This is a genomic window from Microcoleus sp. Pol8_D6, assembly GCF_036700965.1.
Classification (GTDB): domain Bacteria; phylum Cyanobacteriota; class Cyanobacteriia; order Cyanobacteriales; family Microcoleaceae; genus Microcoleus.
In genome coordinates this window covers 178903-193263 of record NZ_JAUBPW010000002.1, presented here as the reverse complement: position 1 = coordinate 193263, position 14361 = coordinate 178903, and the positions used below count along the sequence as shown (strand labels likewise).

The window sequence follows — 14361 nt, the reverse complement described above, 5'->3', positions numbered from 1 at the left end:
GGCACTACCCCTACTCATTTAGGATTGCTATAGGACACAGCAATGCCGTCTCCCTACCCATTATCTGTACTGCACTCAACAGTCAACAGTCCACAGTCAACCATTCTCTAATTGACTGCCGCACATTTTACAAAATCTAGCATTAGCATCGTGTACAGACCAACCGCAACCTTTACAAACAGCTTCTCCGTGATTAGCACTTTTAACTAAGTGTTTAATCAAATCTCCCAATTGCCAAGGAATTAGAGCAATTCCCGTCAAAATCATCAAAATAGTCAGAAAACGACCGGATTCCGAAATCGGAGTAACATCCCCAAATCCCACGGTGGTCATGGTGACAACCGAGAAATAAACAGCATCTAAAAAAGTTCCAAAACTTTCGGGATTTGCCGGATGTTCCACTTGATAAATTAAACCCGAATAAACAAAAATTATTGCCAGCAAAGTAAACAAAATTCGAGCAAAAATCACCCCATCTTCGCTGCTGATGCGGAAAATAGAAATTTTTAATTCCAGAAAGCGGATGAGTCGGAGAATTCTAAACCAGCGGAAAATTCGGATAAAACTAACGTTGACAAATCCTAGTAAAAATGGTAATATTGCCAGCAAATCAATAATTGAAAAAAAACTAAAAATAAATTTAACTCGATTTTCGGCACACCATAGTCGCAATAAATACTCAAACACAAAAACAACTAAAAGCGCTGTATCGAGAGTTTGCAAATAAATTCTAACAGTTTCCGAAATCGGGTAAGTTTCGGCGATGAAGCTGGTAGAAGATAAGAGAATTAGTCCGGTAAGAGTTAAATTGACGGTTCTGCCAATGGGGGTTTCGATATCTTCGAGATAAAATCCAATTTGCGATCGGGTTAACATAGATGAGATAATTAATACCATTTATGAGGTAAGGGAATTATCGCATATGAGCATCGAATTAACTAAGGGTGAAAGGTTCAATCTTTCTAAAGAAACTCCTAATTTCAGTAAAATTGCGATCGCCCTGGGGTGGCAAGTCAGTCAGAAAGCACAAAACTGCGACATTGACGCATCTGTTTTTATGTTAGCGGCGGACGGTCGCATTCCCGATGAAAATTATTTTGTATTTTACAACAATCTGACATCACCGGACGGTTCGGTGCGGCATTCGGGAGACAGCAGGAATGGACAAGTTGAGGGAGATGATGAGACGGTTTATCTGGATTTGAGCAAAATCAATTCGGCGATTCAGGAAATAGTGTTTGTGGTGACTATTCACGACGGACAGGAAAAAAATCAAAGTTTTAGTCAAGTTGAAAATGCTTTTATCCGGCTTTACAATTCAGAGAGTCTTGGCGAATTGGTTCGGTACAATTTAAATCAGATATTTTCGCAAGAAACGGCTTTAGAATTTGGACGGTTGTATAAGAAGAATGGCGAATGGAGATTTCAGGCGGTTGGACAGGGATATAATGCTGGGTTGCAAAGTTTTGTAGACAAGTATTATGTTGAGAATGCGGTTGAGAAAAGCTCGAATGTTGGTGAGAAGGTTGATGATGCTGAGGTTGTGAGGCGGTTTAGCGATCGGGTGGACAAGCTATTGCGGGAAGAGGCGATCGAGGAGACAGCGATTCCAGCATCTAGCGAAGCGGTAGAACAGGCTGCTGCTACTCCTGTAAATGCGGATACTGTGGAATCTGATGCTGACCAAATAACTGATGAGTCTACTCAAAAAAGTCAAGAAGCTGCTGTTACTGCTGAGGAATTTTGGAAACGGTATAAAGACGGAGAACGCGACTTTACAGAGATTAACCTAGCGGGAGTGGATCTAAGTGGCAAAACTCTCGACTCTAATGTCAGTTTAAGTCAAGCAAACCTGAGCAGTGCCAATCTAGCAAATGCCAAATTGACTGGCGTAAATTTGATTGGAGCTAACTTGCAAGAGGCAAATTTGAACTCAACAAACTTGCAAAACGCTGATTTGATTGAAGTTAATTTAAGTGGCGCTAACTTAACCAAGGTAATATTGTATTCCGCAAGACTAATTCAGGCAAATTTTAGTCAAGCCAACTTAAGCGAAGCAAAGTTAGATAGCGCCAACCTGACTACAGCAAACCTCAGTAGAGCGAACTTAACTCAGGCAAGTCTAGGTGGCGCTAACTTAACAGGAGCCGATTTAAGTCAATCGAAGGTAACTAAAGTTAACCTTAGTGGTGCAAACCTTAGTGGTGTTAACTTAACAGGGGTAAGTTTGACTGGGGTAAACCTTCAAGGAGTGAACCTTAGTGGCATGAATTTGAGTGGGGTAAATTTGACAGGTACAAATCTAAGTTATGCCAAGTTGATTGGGATTAACTTAAGTGGAGCAAGTTTGAGTGGGGCAAACTGTTTAGGGGCTAACTTGGATGGTGCTAACCTCACAGGGGTAAATTTGATTGGGGTAAACTTACAGAGCGTTAATCTGAGCGGGCAAAACTTGAGTGGCTTTAATCTGTCTGGGGTTAACCTACACCGAGCAAACTTAAGTGAAGCAGACTTAAATTCTGCAAACTTGTGTGGGGCAAATTTGAGCTACGCAAACTTAGAGAAAACTAACCTGAAGGAAGCTAAACTGCTTGGAGCAAATCTGGACAAGGCAACACTCACAGGTGCAATTATGCCAGACGGCACAATTCACAATTAAATTGGATCGCCAATATTAAACAGCAAGGTGGGCAATGTATTCGTGTCAATTTAACCGACGAAAGTCCGGTAGGGGTTTAAACCCCTGCCAGACTGAGGGAAAGAGCGTTAAATAGACACCAATGGTGTGCATCGCCCTCCATAAAAATAAAGTATGATGAGTGTGAAATATCAAATACATAGATTGTCGATGAATGAATCTGACACAGAAATTATAGAATCGATCCTCAGATGGATGACGGAGTTTGTCGAGCTACCGCATCCAGTTTTCAGCGATTTACCGATTTGTCCCTTCGCTAAAAAGGCACGCTTGGCAAATCAAATTTTATTCAAAATCGAGCGGTTTTCAGCGCTGACTGAGTTCGATCGCGATTCTGCCATAATGAAATCGATTCATGAATTTTACAATTCGGAATTTGAAATCATGGTAGTAATTAATCCCGAAAAAACAGCAATTAGTGCGCCAGAAACTAAAGAATTGATAGACAAACTCAATAATCAGATTTCAGAATTGGGCTTGCTGGCTTTTCACATCCATCCCGAAGAAGATTTTAATATTGACGGGCTTCATACTAGGAGGATGCCGTATCCGGGCTTCACCGTTCAAGTAAATTCTAAGCTGAAGCCAGCTTCCGATGCTTTAGAGAAAACAGAATATTACAAAAATTGGACGGCCGAACAACTAAAATATTTCGGGATTCCGAGAAATTGACGATCGCCCGCCCTCCCCGCGCATCTCTGTGCCATTACAATAAACTCAGCAAAAAATCTTTACACATAAGAACTCATGCAGCTTAAGTCAACAACCCGCCATATTCGCATATACACCGCCATCCTCGAAGATAACGAACTCGTACCCAGCAACGACCTTTTGACCCTCGACATTGACCCAGATAACGAACTTAACTGGAACGACGAGTCAGTCAAACAGGTATATGCCAAATTCGACCAACTCGTAGACGCATACGAGGGCGAAGACTTGACCGAGTACAACCTCCGCCGTATCGGTTCCGAGTTGGAGCACTTGGTACGATCGCTCTTACAAAAAGGCCAAATCAGCTACAATCTCAACAGCCGCGCTGTCAACTACAGCATGGGATTGCCTCAAGTTGATGCCAAAATTCACCTGTAACGGCGATCTGGCGATCGGCATTTATGTCAACTTAAGATTGAAACCCATAATAAATGTCGCTTGTAGCTGAGTTTTGATCCCTCCTACTCCTCTTAATCAGGGGAGTACGGGGGGAAAAGAGGGTTCTGTTTTTTCTCTCGCTTTGGGGATTTAGACTTGGATACAGAGGAAAGGTGGAGATGGGGAGAATTGGGAAAATCTGCTTTTATTCTTCTTCCTGCTTGTTTCTGACTCCTGACTCCTGAGTCCCGGCTTCTTCCTTCTTCCGACTGCCCTGAAACTTCTCCCCCGCCTCCCCAGCATCAACCGGAGAATTTGGAACGCGATCGCGTTCCAAAAACTGTTTAACTGCAAGTTGGCGGTTGGTCATAAACTGACCCCAAGCGCCGGGAAACAGCCCATCCAAGGTTTCCACCAGCGCCCAAACCTCAAGATTCATCACTTTGTAATAGAAACTGTGAGAATGTTGAATGCTAGTGAGTATTTCGTCTATTTCAACTGCAGGCAGTAGCTTCGGATCGGACAAATTCTTGGGAAAGGCGCTGGGCTCATGTGGGGGCATGGTTAAATACTCAACAGCTTGCAGAGGCCGGTCAGTCGATTTGAGATTTGAGATTTGAGATTGACTCCACAGATGAATCTGGGGGCTTGAACTAAGATCTAATTTTTTTGGCTTTCCACGACTCCTGTCGGGGGCTGGCATCCGTCAGTCGATTTGAGATTTGAGATTTGAGATTGACTCCACAGATGAATCTGGGGGCTTGTATCCGTCTTTGGGTAGGGTTAAATTTAACTTCTCTTGCGAAACTCGGTCACAAGGCAATGAACACCCTTGGCGAGAAAACCGAGAAGTGATATTTATTTATACCTGTCGGCTCAGGTGATTTCTACGTACCAGCATCCTACCATTATAGTTAGTCTAAAATGTCAATTCACTTGACGATCGCGATTTCTTCGGAAATTGCCGCTATCAGGAATATGCTGAAAACAGCGTGATTTCCAGCCGATGACTGGGGTGTCGCGCGATCGTCTAACCCTGAAAGCTCATAGCAAGATTCATCTGGCCGTCAACAAAATGGTAAACTGTTCGTGTCAGTACAAGACATTAAAACCTACCCCTAGACTGGGGGAAAGTCAGATATCACTACGCACACAACAGTGGAAACGTGGTGAGCCCGGGAACCTGAAAAATCAGGATATTAGGACTGCGAAGTCTTAAGAATCTGCGTCTGTTGAGAAAGCGGGGGTGTCAAATAATCGCCACGTATCAACCCGTCGAGGTTCAATCGCTAAAATAGTTCAGATCAGCACGCTTGCCCAAAGGCGTCAGGAACCCTTATGCAAAACTCTGTGGCAAAACACTACTTATGGGCTTTAGGTGAAGGGATCAAAGGGTGTAAGCCAGGCGATCTGATCGCTGGTCGCTACTTGGTCAAGCGCGATCGACTTCTTGTCGATACTCAACCCGAACACTTGCCGGAACTGCCCGAAGAGATTCCGAGTGTTGTCACTCCTTATCTGAGACTGTTTGCCTATCAGTTGCACGTACCTCAAGTATACGGCCTGGTATCGTCCAAGATGAGCAAGCTATCGGGAGATATCTGGCTACTGGAAAACGCGCCTATTTTGAAGGTGACGGAATCTTTAATGCCGGAATTGGCGGACTCCTGGAAAGGAGCAGCAGCAATGCGCCAGCTCAATTGGCTGTGGCAAATTGCCCAGTTGTGGCAGCCTTGTATCGCTCAGGGCGTGGCTTCGACGCTGCTGACTCCCGAACTGCTACGGGTGGAAGGGCAATTGGTGCGGTTTCTGGAATTGCAGCCCGATCGCAAACCGCCTCATTTGTCACAGTTGGGGAAATTGTGGCAGCAGTGGCTCGAAGATGCTCACCCAACTATTGCCAATTTTCTGAGGCAACTTTGCCAGCAAATGGTTGCCGGTCAAGTGCGCCACGGCGAACAACTGATGGGCCAGTTGGATAAAGCTTTGGCAAAATGTGGCAAATTGTACGATCGTCACGTTGAAATTGCCACGGGCACGGATGTAGGCAGATCCCGGGCTCACAACGAAGATGCTTGCTATCCGCCCAGCGGTACGCTGTTCGCAGGAAACCCGGGTGCGGAAGCTTGCGCGATCGTCTGCGACGGTATCGGCGGACAAGACGGCGGCGAAGTCGCTTCGGAAGAAGCAATTGGTGTGCTGCGCGACAAGTTGCAGCAAATGCCCCTGCATCAGGCTAATTGGGACCCGTTGAGCCTGACTTCCAAGCTGGAACGGGCAGCTTGTGCTGCTAACGACAAGATAGCCAGTCGCAACGACAGCGAACACCGCCAAGGCCGCCAGCGGATGGGAACTACGCTAGTTATGGGTTTAGCCCACATTCACGAGCTCTACGTCGCCCACGTCGGAGACAGTCGGGCTTACTGGATTACCCGCACCGGCTGCTATCAAGTTACTCTCGATGATAATGTGGCTTGCCGCGAGGTGCGTTTGGGCTACTCTCTCTACCGGGATGCTTTGGAACAAGTGGCCGCCGGAGCTCTGATTCAAGCTTTGGGGATTACTTCGTCCAACACTCTGCACCCGACTATACAGCGTTTTCCCGTGGATGAAGACTGCGTTTTGCTGCTGTGTTCCGACGGTTTGAGTGATAAAGACCGGGTTGAGGAATGTTGGGAAGCGGAGATTTTGCCAATTCTCGACGGTAGCATTAGTTTGGGTAAGGCGCGCGATCGACTGATTGAGATTGCTAATACTAGAAACGGTCACGATAACGTCACTGTTGCTTTAATTCACTGTCAAGCACATTTGAGGGAAGACGGCAATACTTTTACAGAACTGTCTGTCGCACCTTTAGATACGCCGATCGAACTAATTTCCGACAGCGAGGATTTGCCAACGGATTTGAATGGGCCGACAAGCCCTGGCGGTGCGAATTCTGAAGGAAAAACGCAGTTGTTACAGCCGGAAAAAAGCAAAAGCCCATTTTCGCTGGTGCTGAAAATTTTATTTTTATTAGGCTTGGGGGGTGTATTTGCTTATTTTTTCATCCCTCCGGTGGGTCGCGCGATCGATACTGCCGGGGAGTCGATTTTTGGCAAAGGCGGTTTAATTAATGCTGGAAGGACGCCGGAGAAAACAGTTGAATCTGTAGCTTCTCCGGTGCAATCTTTAGAAACAGGCTCGTTTATAGAGATTAAAACTTCTGCGGCTGGGGAAGTGGAAAAAGAGGGCGATCGCTTGGATTTGCGAGGCGCAATCGGTGAGTTGACTGTCAAAGGAACAGTCCCAGCCGGCAGTGTTTTGCAGGTGACAAACAAACAGCTTACGCCTCAAGGCAATTGGCTGGAATTGAAAGTTTGTTCGATTCCTGAAATAGTGCGATCGAACTCTCCCAAACCCGAGTCAAATAAAGATTTTTCTACAGTTTCAAAACCGACACTGAATCCATCTCCCGCTGTGGCAAATCCCTCGCCTTCCCCGCCAGTTAAGCCAACAGTTGAAGTAGAAAGCGCCAAGCTGCAACCGGGGGAAATCGGATGGATTCAAGAACAAGATGCCATTTCTAAAGTAGTCTCTAACCTATCCTTAAACCCAACTCAAAAGGGGAAATGTGTTGATTCTGACTCAAATCCCAATGCTAATTAAACTGTTAATGCTTGAGTATATTTATCTAAATTGATAGACTTTGGTAGAAAGAAAAACGCAGATTTCTAAACAAAACTAAAATTAATATCATGTCCGGTCGAGCGATCGCGATTTTTGTAGGGGCCGGTGAGCCAGCAGTACCTGGCAATAATTAACAATCTCAAAAACCCGCCCCGACCGGGATATTATGGTTAATCGATCGGACATGATATAACTGATACCATCGGTGGTCAAGTAGCTGGCATAATTTTAGATTTGAGATGGGAAATTATTAAATTACCAATCTCAAATCTAACAAGGTTTCAAAATTGCTAACCTAATTTGTTAGATACTTCTGCCAGTTTAGTCACCATTTGGGATACGGCTTTGTCAACTGCCGCGCTCAAAAGTGAGTCTTCATTGCTGCTGCCAGAATTGCTGCTGATACCTCTGACAGAAATATTAGAATCGCTTTGATCTGCTTCTCCTACTGCTTTGGCTGTGGCAAGAATATCTCCCGAAGCTGTACCGATTAACCGCACATCTATTTGAACGGTAGCTTTGGTTTTTTGTGAACCGCCACCGATTCCCATGAAACTGCCGCCGCCGGATTGTTTGTCGATATTAAACTTGGTAATGGTGCCGATGAGTACGGCGTCAACTCCTAATTGTTTGCCAATTTCGGCTGCTGTCCCGGCATCCATCGCGCCGCTGCGATTTTGCTGTTTGAGCACTTGTTCGAGTTTGCTACGATCGACTACTGTATAAGTGCCGTTGTTGACGAGTTCGTTGATCAAGAGTTCGCTGATACCTTTGGCGGCGCCGACTCCCCTGTAGGAAGTGTAATAGCTGTTGGTGGGGCCGTAGTCGAAGTCCATGACTACGAGGCGCTTTTTGGCAGTTGCTTGGGCGAGTTGGGTTGCGGGTTCGGTGGTGGCTGGTGTGGCGATCGCATTTACTGAAACGCCTGCTAGCATTAGGGTAGCGAGGGAAATGCTGGTTAAGCGAGATATGGTGGTTGTTTTCATAAAGCTTACCTCACAGTTGTTTTGTGCCAACTCTAGGATACTTTACGGAACAGCCCGATTTGACATACCCGTGCCTAAAGGCGAGGGGATTCTTGATTCGCAGGGATTCCAATGAATTTACCCTCGGCAAGCATCACAGGCGGTATGCCCTACGGCTGCAAGTCCTCTAATTAGAACTACTTGAGCGGCTGCAACATCTCTGTCCGTTGTATAGCCACAGTTCGAGCATGAATGAGTACGCTCATCAAGCTGTTTTTTTCCTGTTTCTGCTAGACAATTGGGGCAAACTTGACTCGTTTTATGAGCGCTTACCTTTTGAAAGTACACGCCATATTTCAAACAAGTTTGCTCGCTTGATTGTGAAGAACTGACCCCAGCTTGCGTCTAAGCAGTGTTTCCCTAGCATCGCCCAAGAGTGCCCAATCAGATTCAGATCCTCAACGAAAATCATTCCCACGTTTTGGCAGATTTGATGAGATAATTTACGATGCCAATCTTTCCGACTGTTAGCAACGTATTCATGCAGTTTGGCGACTTTCTTTTGAGCTTTACGCCAATTGTTAGAACCTAATTTTTTACGACAGACACGTTGTTGCAGCAATTTAAGCTTGCGTTCTGCGTCTTTAAAAAATCTTTGGCGTTTGACTAAAAGACCGTTAGAAGTTGCTAGAAAATTAGTTAGTCCCACATCAATTCCGATACCTTCACCGTGGGGCATTAGAGTGGGTACTGAAACGTCTCATTGTAGGGTTAACATCACGTACCAACCGCTAACCCTACGGACTATCCTTGCTTGCTTAATCGTTGCACCATCAGGGATAGGACGTGATTGATGAAACTTAACTAAACCAATTTTAGGGAGCTTCACCGCTTGATTTTGGACAGGGTTAACCACCAATTGCGGGAATACAAACTATCGCATTGTTCCTGCTTTCTTAAAGCGGGGGAAACCGTGTTTTTGTTCCCACATACTCACAAACGCTTTTTCAAGCCTTTTGAGTGTTTGCTGTAGGACGTGTACTTGGACGGCAGCCAAAGTGGGTATGTTTGCTCTAGCCGTAGTTAAACTTTTGCACTGGCTTGCATAAGTTGGTCGTTTTGTTTCGGCCCGAATGATGAACTCAGATCGGATAGAGCAAGCGTTAATTCGACAACTACGAGACTCAAACCAATGTTTACGCTCTGCCAATGCGTAGTTGTATACGCGACGGCATTGTTCTAGCCAATCTTCAAAGATTGCTATTTGTCATGCCGTTGGTTTGAGTTTGAATTCGTAGACTAAATGAAACATTTGCTCTATCCTCCTACCTGATTATATCACAACCATGAGCGAACGTAGGAACGCTTTTTCAAGAAGTCTAATTAAAGCCGTCCTAAAAGGACTGGGCTTGCACCCAAATTTTCGGTCAGGGTTGGGGGTGAGGAGGTTGGAATTGGCGGGTTTTAGTGTTTTTTGACTTTCAACAGGCTTAATTTTTGTTAATGAACCGCAGAGGACGCAGAGGACACAGACTAAAGGTGGCAACAACCGCACAGCCATCCAAAATTCCTCTTACACCCCAGATTCCATAAAACCCATCAACCAATTAGCCATCGTCGCCCTGCGAGTCTGTCTCGGCCCAAATTCCCCAATTTTATAGCCTTTAAAGCCCAATTTTTCCTTCAGCAACTGCTTGTTTTCTGGAGGAGTCGATCGAGTCAATTTCACTGTCGCCGGCCTAGAATCGATAAAATCGGGCGGTTCCGGGTACTCTTGGCGCCACTCGGGTGCAACACCTGCACTGTTCCACTTGCCAGTCTCGGCATCCCAGCGGTAGCCCAGATACTGCCAAACTAGCTGATTAACAGCAGCATCGTCGATTTCTTCGTTGAGAATAGCCCAAATAGTTTCGTTATTCAGCGGTGGTAATTCAGACATGAGCGCGATCGAATCGGAAATAAAAAAAGTTTAACTCATATTAGATAACATGATCAGGAACGGACAAGATGCCCGTTCCACAAAAAATCATAGGAATTTGTTTGTGGGGTGGATACGCTAGCCCGCCCAAAATGCCACCCCCAAAAAATTAATTATTCAAAATTCCGTCTTTCTCGGCCATCGACAGCATTAAGTCAATCACCCGGCTAGAATAACCCCACTCGTTGTCGTACCAGGAAACAACTTTGAAAAACTTAGAATTCAGTTCAATTCCCGCACCTGCATCGAAAATGCTCGATCGCGCGTCGCCCTGAAAATCTGTCGAAACCACCGCATCCTCAGTATATCCAAGAATGTTTTTGAGTTCGCCCTCTGAAGCTTTTTTCATTGCCTCGCAAATTTCTTTATAGCTAGTTTCCTTTGCCGTTTTGAATGTAAGGTCAACTACAGACACGTCGGGAGTTGGCACGCGCAAAGCCATTCCAGTCAATTTTCCTTTCAATTCTGGCAACACCAAAGTAACAGCTTTCGCTGCACCGGTCGAAGATGGAATAATATTTTGAGCCGCACCGCGTCCTCCCCGCCAATCTTTTTGGCTGGGGCCGTCTACAGTTGGTTGAGTAGCTGTCATTGCGTGAACTGTAGTCATTAAACCTTCTTCCAATCCGAAGTTATCGTTGATAACTTTGGCAATTGGTGCTAAACAATTCGTCGTACAGCTAGCATTAGAAACAACCGTATCTTTTGCCGGGTCAAATTTGTGGTGGTTGACGCCTACTAGAAAAGTTGGAACTTTTTCCGGGTCTTTTGTCGGTGCTGAAAGTATTACTCGTTTTGCTCCCGCCGCCAAGTGTTTTGATGCGCCTTCAAAATCTGTAAACAATCCGGTAGATTCTACAACATAATCTGCGCCGGATTTACCCCAAGGCAATTCGGCAGGATTTCTAATCGCTGTACAGGGGATAAAATTTCCGTCAACGACAATCCCGTCTGGTTTGCTTTCAACTTCGCCGTCGTAAATGCCGTGGGTGGAGTCGTATTTGAAAAGATAAGCCAGGTTTTCTGGCGAAACTAAGTCGTTAATGCCGACAAATTGGATGTTGGGGTTTTTGATGCCGGCACGCATGACTAGCCGTCCGATGCGACCAAATCCGTTGATGCCAACTTTTAATGCAGCCATGTTTAAACTCCTATTGAAAATATCGTTAGTCGATCGGGCGTTAGCGAAGCCCTCGCAGAGGATCGCCTGTTGTGGCTTAGAATTTACCACGCTAACCGATTTTGGCAACTGATTCTTTTCTATCTCTTAAGAATTCTGAATTCTGCCCCGGCTGCGAAGGGCAATTAATCTTGAAATGACCGCTGACTAATGGCTAATGGCTGCTTTTTGTCAAATTGTAAAAGTGCTATAATAGACAGAAATTATTTTCAAAATAGCCTTTTTTAAATCAGGCTAAAGTAATAATAAAAAACTTATCCAAAAGCCGAAACGGATTGGCATTATCACCAGTGGCGATTTTCGGAACCAAAGCCTAGGATTAAACTCGCAGATACGCGCAAGGACACGGCAATGCCGTGTCCCTAAACCTATGGTGTAGAATCTATGTCTAGCTCAATTTTTCCGCATTGGTATAATCACCCATCACTAATGACTAATGACTACCCCACGCACCTAGTAATTAGCAATTCCACCGCATCGGAAATAAAACACGACCCACCAAATTTATTAAGCACTGGTCTAATGTTTTCTGCAACTGCTGAAACTTGAGCTGGGGAACAAAAAGCAAGCACATAAATGTTATCCAGCGCCGTCATTGATGAATCACGGGAAACGTGATCCCTAGTGCTTTTTCCAGCGACATCACGAATCACCGAATAACCGGGTACGCCTGCTTTATCTAAACCGTCTAAAATCTTGCCGAGTTCTACTGAGTGGGCTATGATTTCTACTCTTTTGACTGACTCCATCATCTCACCTCCAAAACATATTGATTCCGTATAGATACAGGGGAATGCCTACAATGATATTAAATGGAAATGTCACTGCTAAGGCAGTTGAAATGTAAAGACTTGGATTCGCTTCGGGAACAGTTAGGCGCATGGCTGCTGGTACTGCTATATAAGAAGCACTCGCGCACAATACGGCAAACAGCAAAGTGTCTCCCTGCGGCATTCCGATTAATTTGGCTATTACCAAAGCAATTACTGCGTTGAGTATCGGAATTAGGATTGCAAAGCCGATCAGAAAAATTCCTGCTTCTTGCAAATCTTTAATTCTGCTGGCTGCAACCAGCCCCATGTCTAGCAAGAAAAAAGTCAGAACTCCGTAAAACAAGTCTTGAGTAAACGGACTCATAACTTCCCAACCATGTTCTCCTGTCAGTACGCCCATAATTAGGCTGCCAATCAGCAGAAAAACTGAACTGTTTAGGAATGCTTCTTGCAACACTTCTGGCCAAACTATTTCGCGTTTTCCTTCTTCCCCGCCAAATACACTGACTAGAATGAGACCAACTATAATTGCTGGGGATTCCATTAATGCTAGCGCGGCTACCATGTAACCGTCAAAGTCGATCCCCTGTGCTGTGAGGAAGGAGGTTGCGGTGATAAATGTGACGGCGCTAATGGAACCGTAGGTGGCTGCGATCGCAGCGGCATTGTAGGAGTCGAGTTTTACCCTCAGTATGAAAAAAGTATAAATGGGTACTAGCATTGACATCAGCATCGCTGCCAAAATTGTCAGGGCGATTTGCTGGTCAATTCCGCTTTTGGACAGTTCGACGCCACCTTTAAATCCGATCGCAAACAGCAGGTACAGCGAAAACAGTTTGGGGATGGGCGCTGGAATTTCTAAATCAGATTTGAGAAAAATTGCCAGCATTCCCATGAAAAAAGCTAATATTGGGGGATTTAAGATATTTGACGATACTAAACTCAAATCCACGATCGGTAACTCCCATTTTTTGCGTTTTTAATATTACTTCCCCAGTAATTGTTGCACGAGAATGGATCAATAGACCGATCGAACTTTTGACTCAGAAGCTCGATCGGGCTAAATACCCCCAAATAGGGCAAAGGCGCACAGTACGCACCCTACAACGAAGGTGTGCACTGTGCACCCGCAGGCTAAGTTATTGTTGTTTAACTAAGCAACTGACAAATAAGACTCTAGGGCTTCGGAACCACCGATCAACTTGCCGTCGATAAATACTTGCGGCACTGTTGTAGCCCCAGTCACAGCCCGGAGCGATCGGGTTGTGATATCCCGACCCAAGACGATTTCTTCATAATCCAAGCCCTTTTGACTCAGCATTGCCTTAGCCTTAGCGCAGAAGGGACAGCCCATTTTTGTAAATAGCGAAACTACCTTCGGCTTGGTTGCTGCGGAGTTAATGTAGTTGAGCATCGTCTCGGCATCGGACACTTTGAAAGGGTCGCCCGGTTCCTCTGGTTCAATAAACATTTTTTCAACCACGCCATCTTTTACCAGCATCGAATAACGCCAAGACCGCTTCCCAAAGCCTAAATCTGTTTTGTCTACCAGCATTCCCATGCCTTGAGTAAACTCGCCGTTACCGTCGGGAATTAACGTCACATTGTCTGATTCTTGGTCTTTTGCCCACTCGTTCATCACAAAGGTGTCGTTGACGGAAATGCAAACGATTTCATCTACGCCGTTTTCTTTGAAAACTTTGGCCAATTCGTTGTAACCGGGGAGGTGCGTTGACGAACAAGTGGGAGTAAAAGCCCCAGGCAGCGAGAAGACGACTACGGTTTTGCCTGCAAATATATCATCGGTGGTGACATCCACCCACTCGTTGTCTTTGCGAGTGCGAAAGGTGACTTTGGGTACTCTTTGACCTTCTTGGTTCGTCAGCATGATTTTAAATTTTTGGGTACTTGGGTTCAATTCCTTTGCTTATTATAGCGTACTCATAACGAGTATGACTTGTCAAGGCTAGGCGGGTTTTTTTAGTCAGTTGTCAGTTGACGGTTGT

General features: G+C 45.3%; 15 protein-coding genes. 4 read left to right on the top strand and 11 right to left on the bottom strand.

Translation table 11 applies throughout. The features are described 5' to 3' along the window. Nucleotides 1-96: 96 nt before the first annotated feature. Nucleotides 97-897 carry an ion transporter gene (locus tag QUA10_RS01725; RefSeq protein ID WP_333081205.1) on the bottom strand — a complete coding sequence of 267 codons (801 nt, stop codon included), beginning with the start codon at nt 895-897 and terminating at the stop codon, nt 97-99. A 25-nt stretch (nt 898-922) separates the two neighbouring features. On the opposite strand from QUA10_RS01725, the gene QUA10_RS01720 reads away from it, so the two are divergent. The 3 genes from QUA10_RS01720 (at nt 923) to QUA10_RS01710 (ending at nt 3790) form a co-directional block, all read left to right on the top strand. Next, the gene (locus tag QUA10_RS01720; RefSeq protein ID WP_333081206.1) at nt 923-2659 is read left to right on the top strand and encodes a pentapeptide repeat-containing protein; all 1737 of its coding nucleotides are present in this window, start codon (nt 923-925) and stop codon (nt 2657-2659) included. Between the two features lie 189 nt (nt 2660-2848). Then, on the top strand, nt 2849-3370 hold the full coding sequence (locus tag QUA10_RS01715; protein ID WP_333081208.1) for a hypothetical protein: 522 nt from the start codon (nt 2849-2851) through the stop codon (nt 3368-3370). 75 nt (nt 3371-3445) lie between these two features. Continuing rightward, nucleotides 3446-3790 carry an NAD(P)H-quinone oxidoreductase subunit M gene (locus tag QUA10_RS01710; RefSeq protein WP_333034736.1) on the top strand — a complete coding sequence of 115 codons (345 nt, stop codon included), beginning with the start codon at nt 3446-3448 and terminating at the stop codon, nt 3788-3790. Between the two features lie 205 nt (nt 3791-3995). On the opposite strand, the gene QUA10_RS01705 is transcribed toward QUA10_RS01710, so the two are convergent. Further along, on the bottom strand, nt 3996-4352 hold the full coding sequence (locus QUA10_RS01705) for a hypothetical protein (RefSeq protein ID WP_333081209.1): 357 nt from the start codon (nt 4350-4352) through the stop codon (nt 3996-3998). A 776-nt stretch (nt 4353-5128) separates the two neighbouring features. On the opposite strand from QUA10_RS01705, the gene QUA10_RS01700 reads away from it, so the two are divergent. Then, complete coding sequence (locus QUA10_RS01700) at nt 5129-7438, top strand: protein phosphatase 2C domain-containing protein (protein ID WP_333086152.1); 2310 nt, start codon at nt 5129-5131, stop codon at nt 7436-7438. Between the two features lie 311 nt (nt 7439-7749). Here QUA10_RS01700 and QUA10_RS01695 read toward each other — a convergent pair whose 3' ends face one another. The 9 genes from QUA10_RS01695 to QUA10_RS01655 all read right to left on the bottom strand — a co-directional run bounded on the left by QUA10_RS01695 (nt 7750) and on the right by QUA10_RS01655 (nt 14243). Beyond that, entirely contained in the window at nt 7750-8445 is a 696-nt protein-coding gene (locus QUA10_RS01695) for an LPS assembly lipoprotein LptE (protein WP_333081212.1), read from the bottom strand. Between the two features lie 117 nt (nt 8446-8562). Further along, entirely contained in the window at nt 8563-8772 is a 210-nt protein-coding gene (locus tag QUA10_RS01690) for a zinc ribbon domain-containing protein (protein ID WP_333081213.1), read from the bottom strand. After that, a complete protein-coding gene (locus QUA10_RS01685; RefSeq protein ID WP_333081215.1) occupies nt 8744-9163 on the bottom strand; it encodes a transposase in 420 nt (139 codons plus the stop codon). Before QUA10_RS01685 ends, QUA10_RS01690 begins: the two co-directional genes overlap by 29 nt. 195 nt (nt 9164-9358) lie before the next feature. Continuing rightward, a complete protein-coding gene (locus QUA10_RS01680; RefSeq protein ID WP_333086154.1) occupies nt 9359-9682 on the bottom strand; it encodes a helix-turn-helix domain-containing protein in 324 nt (107 codons plus the stop codon). A gap of 315 nt (nt 9683-9997) precedes the next feature. After that, complete coding sequence (locus QUA10_RS01675) at nt 9998-10363, bottom strand: DUF1823 family protein (RefSeq protein ID WP_333081216.1); 366 nt, start codon at nt 10361-10363, stop codon at nt 9998-10000. Between the two features lie 148 nt (nt 10364-10511). Then, nucleotides 10512-11543, bottom strand: coding sequence for a type I glyceraldehyde-3-phosphate dehydrogenase (gene gap, locus QUA10_RS01670; protein WP_333081297.1), 1032 nt, complete (start codon nt 11541-11543; stop codon nt 10512-10514). Nucleotides 11544-12022: 479 nt separating this feature from the next. Then, nucleotides 12023-12334 carry a P-II family nitrogen regulator gene (locus tag QUA10_RS01665; protein ID WP_223300725.1) on the bottom strand — a complete coding sequence of 104 codons (312 nt, stop codon included), beginning with the start codon at nt 12332-12334 and terminating at the stop codon, nt 12023-12025. Between the two features lies 1 nt (nt 12335). Then, nucleotides 12336-13307 carry a sodium-dependent bicarbonate transport family permease gene (locus tag QUA10_RS01660; protein ID WP_333081218.1) on the bottom strand — a complete coding sequence of 324 codons (972 nt, stop codon included), beginning with the start codon at nt 13305-13307 and terminating at the stop codon, nt 12336-12338. A 201-nt stretch (nt 13308-13508) separates the two neighbouring features. Beyond that, nucleotides 13509-14243 (bottom strand): glutathione peroxidase, encoded by a 735-nt coding sequence (locus QUA10_RS01655; RefSeq protein WP_333081219.1) that lies wholly within the window; start codon nt 14241-14243, stop codon nt 13509-13511. Nucleotides 14244-14361 lie beyond the last annotated feature (118 nt).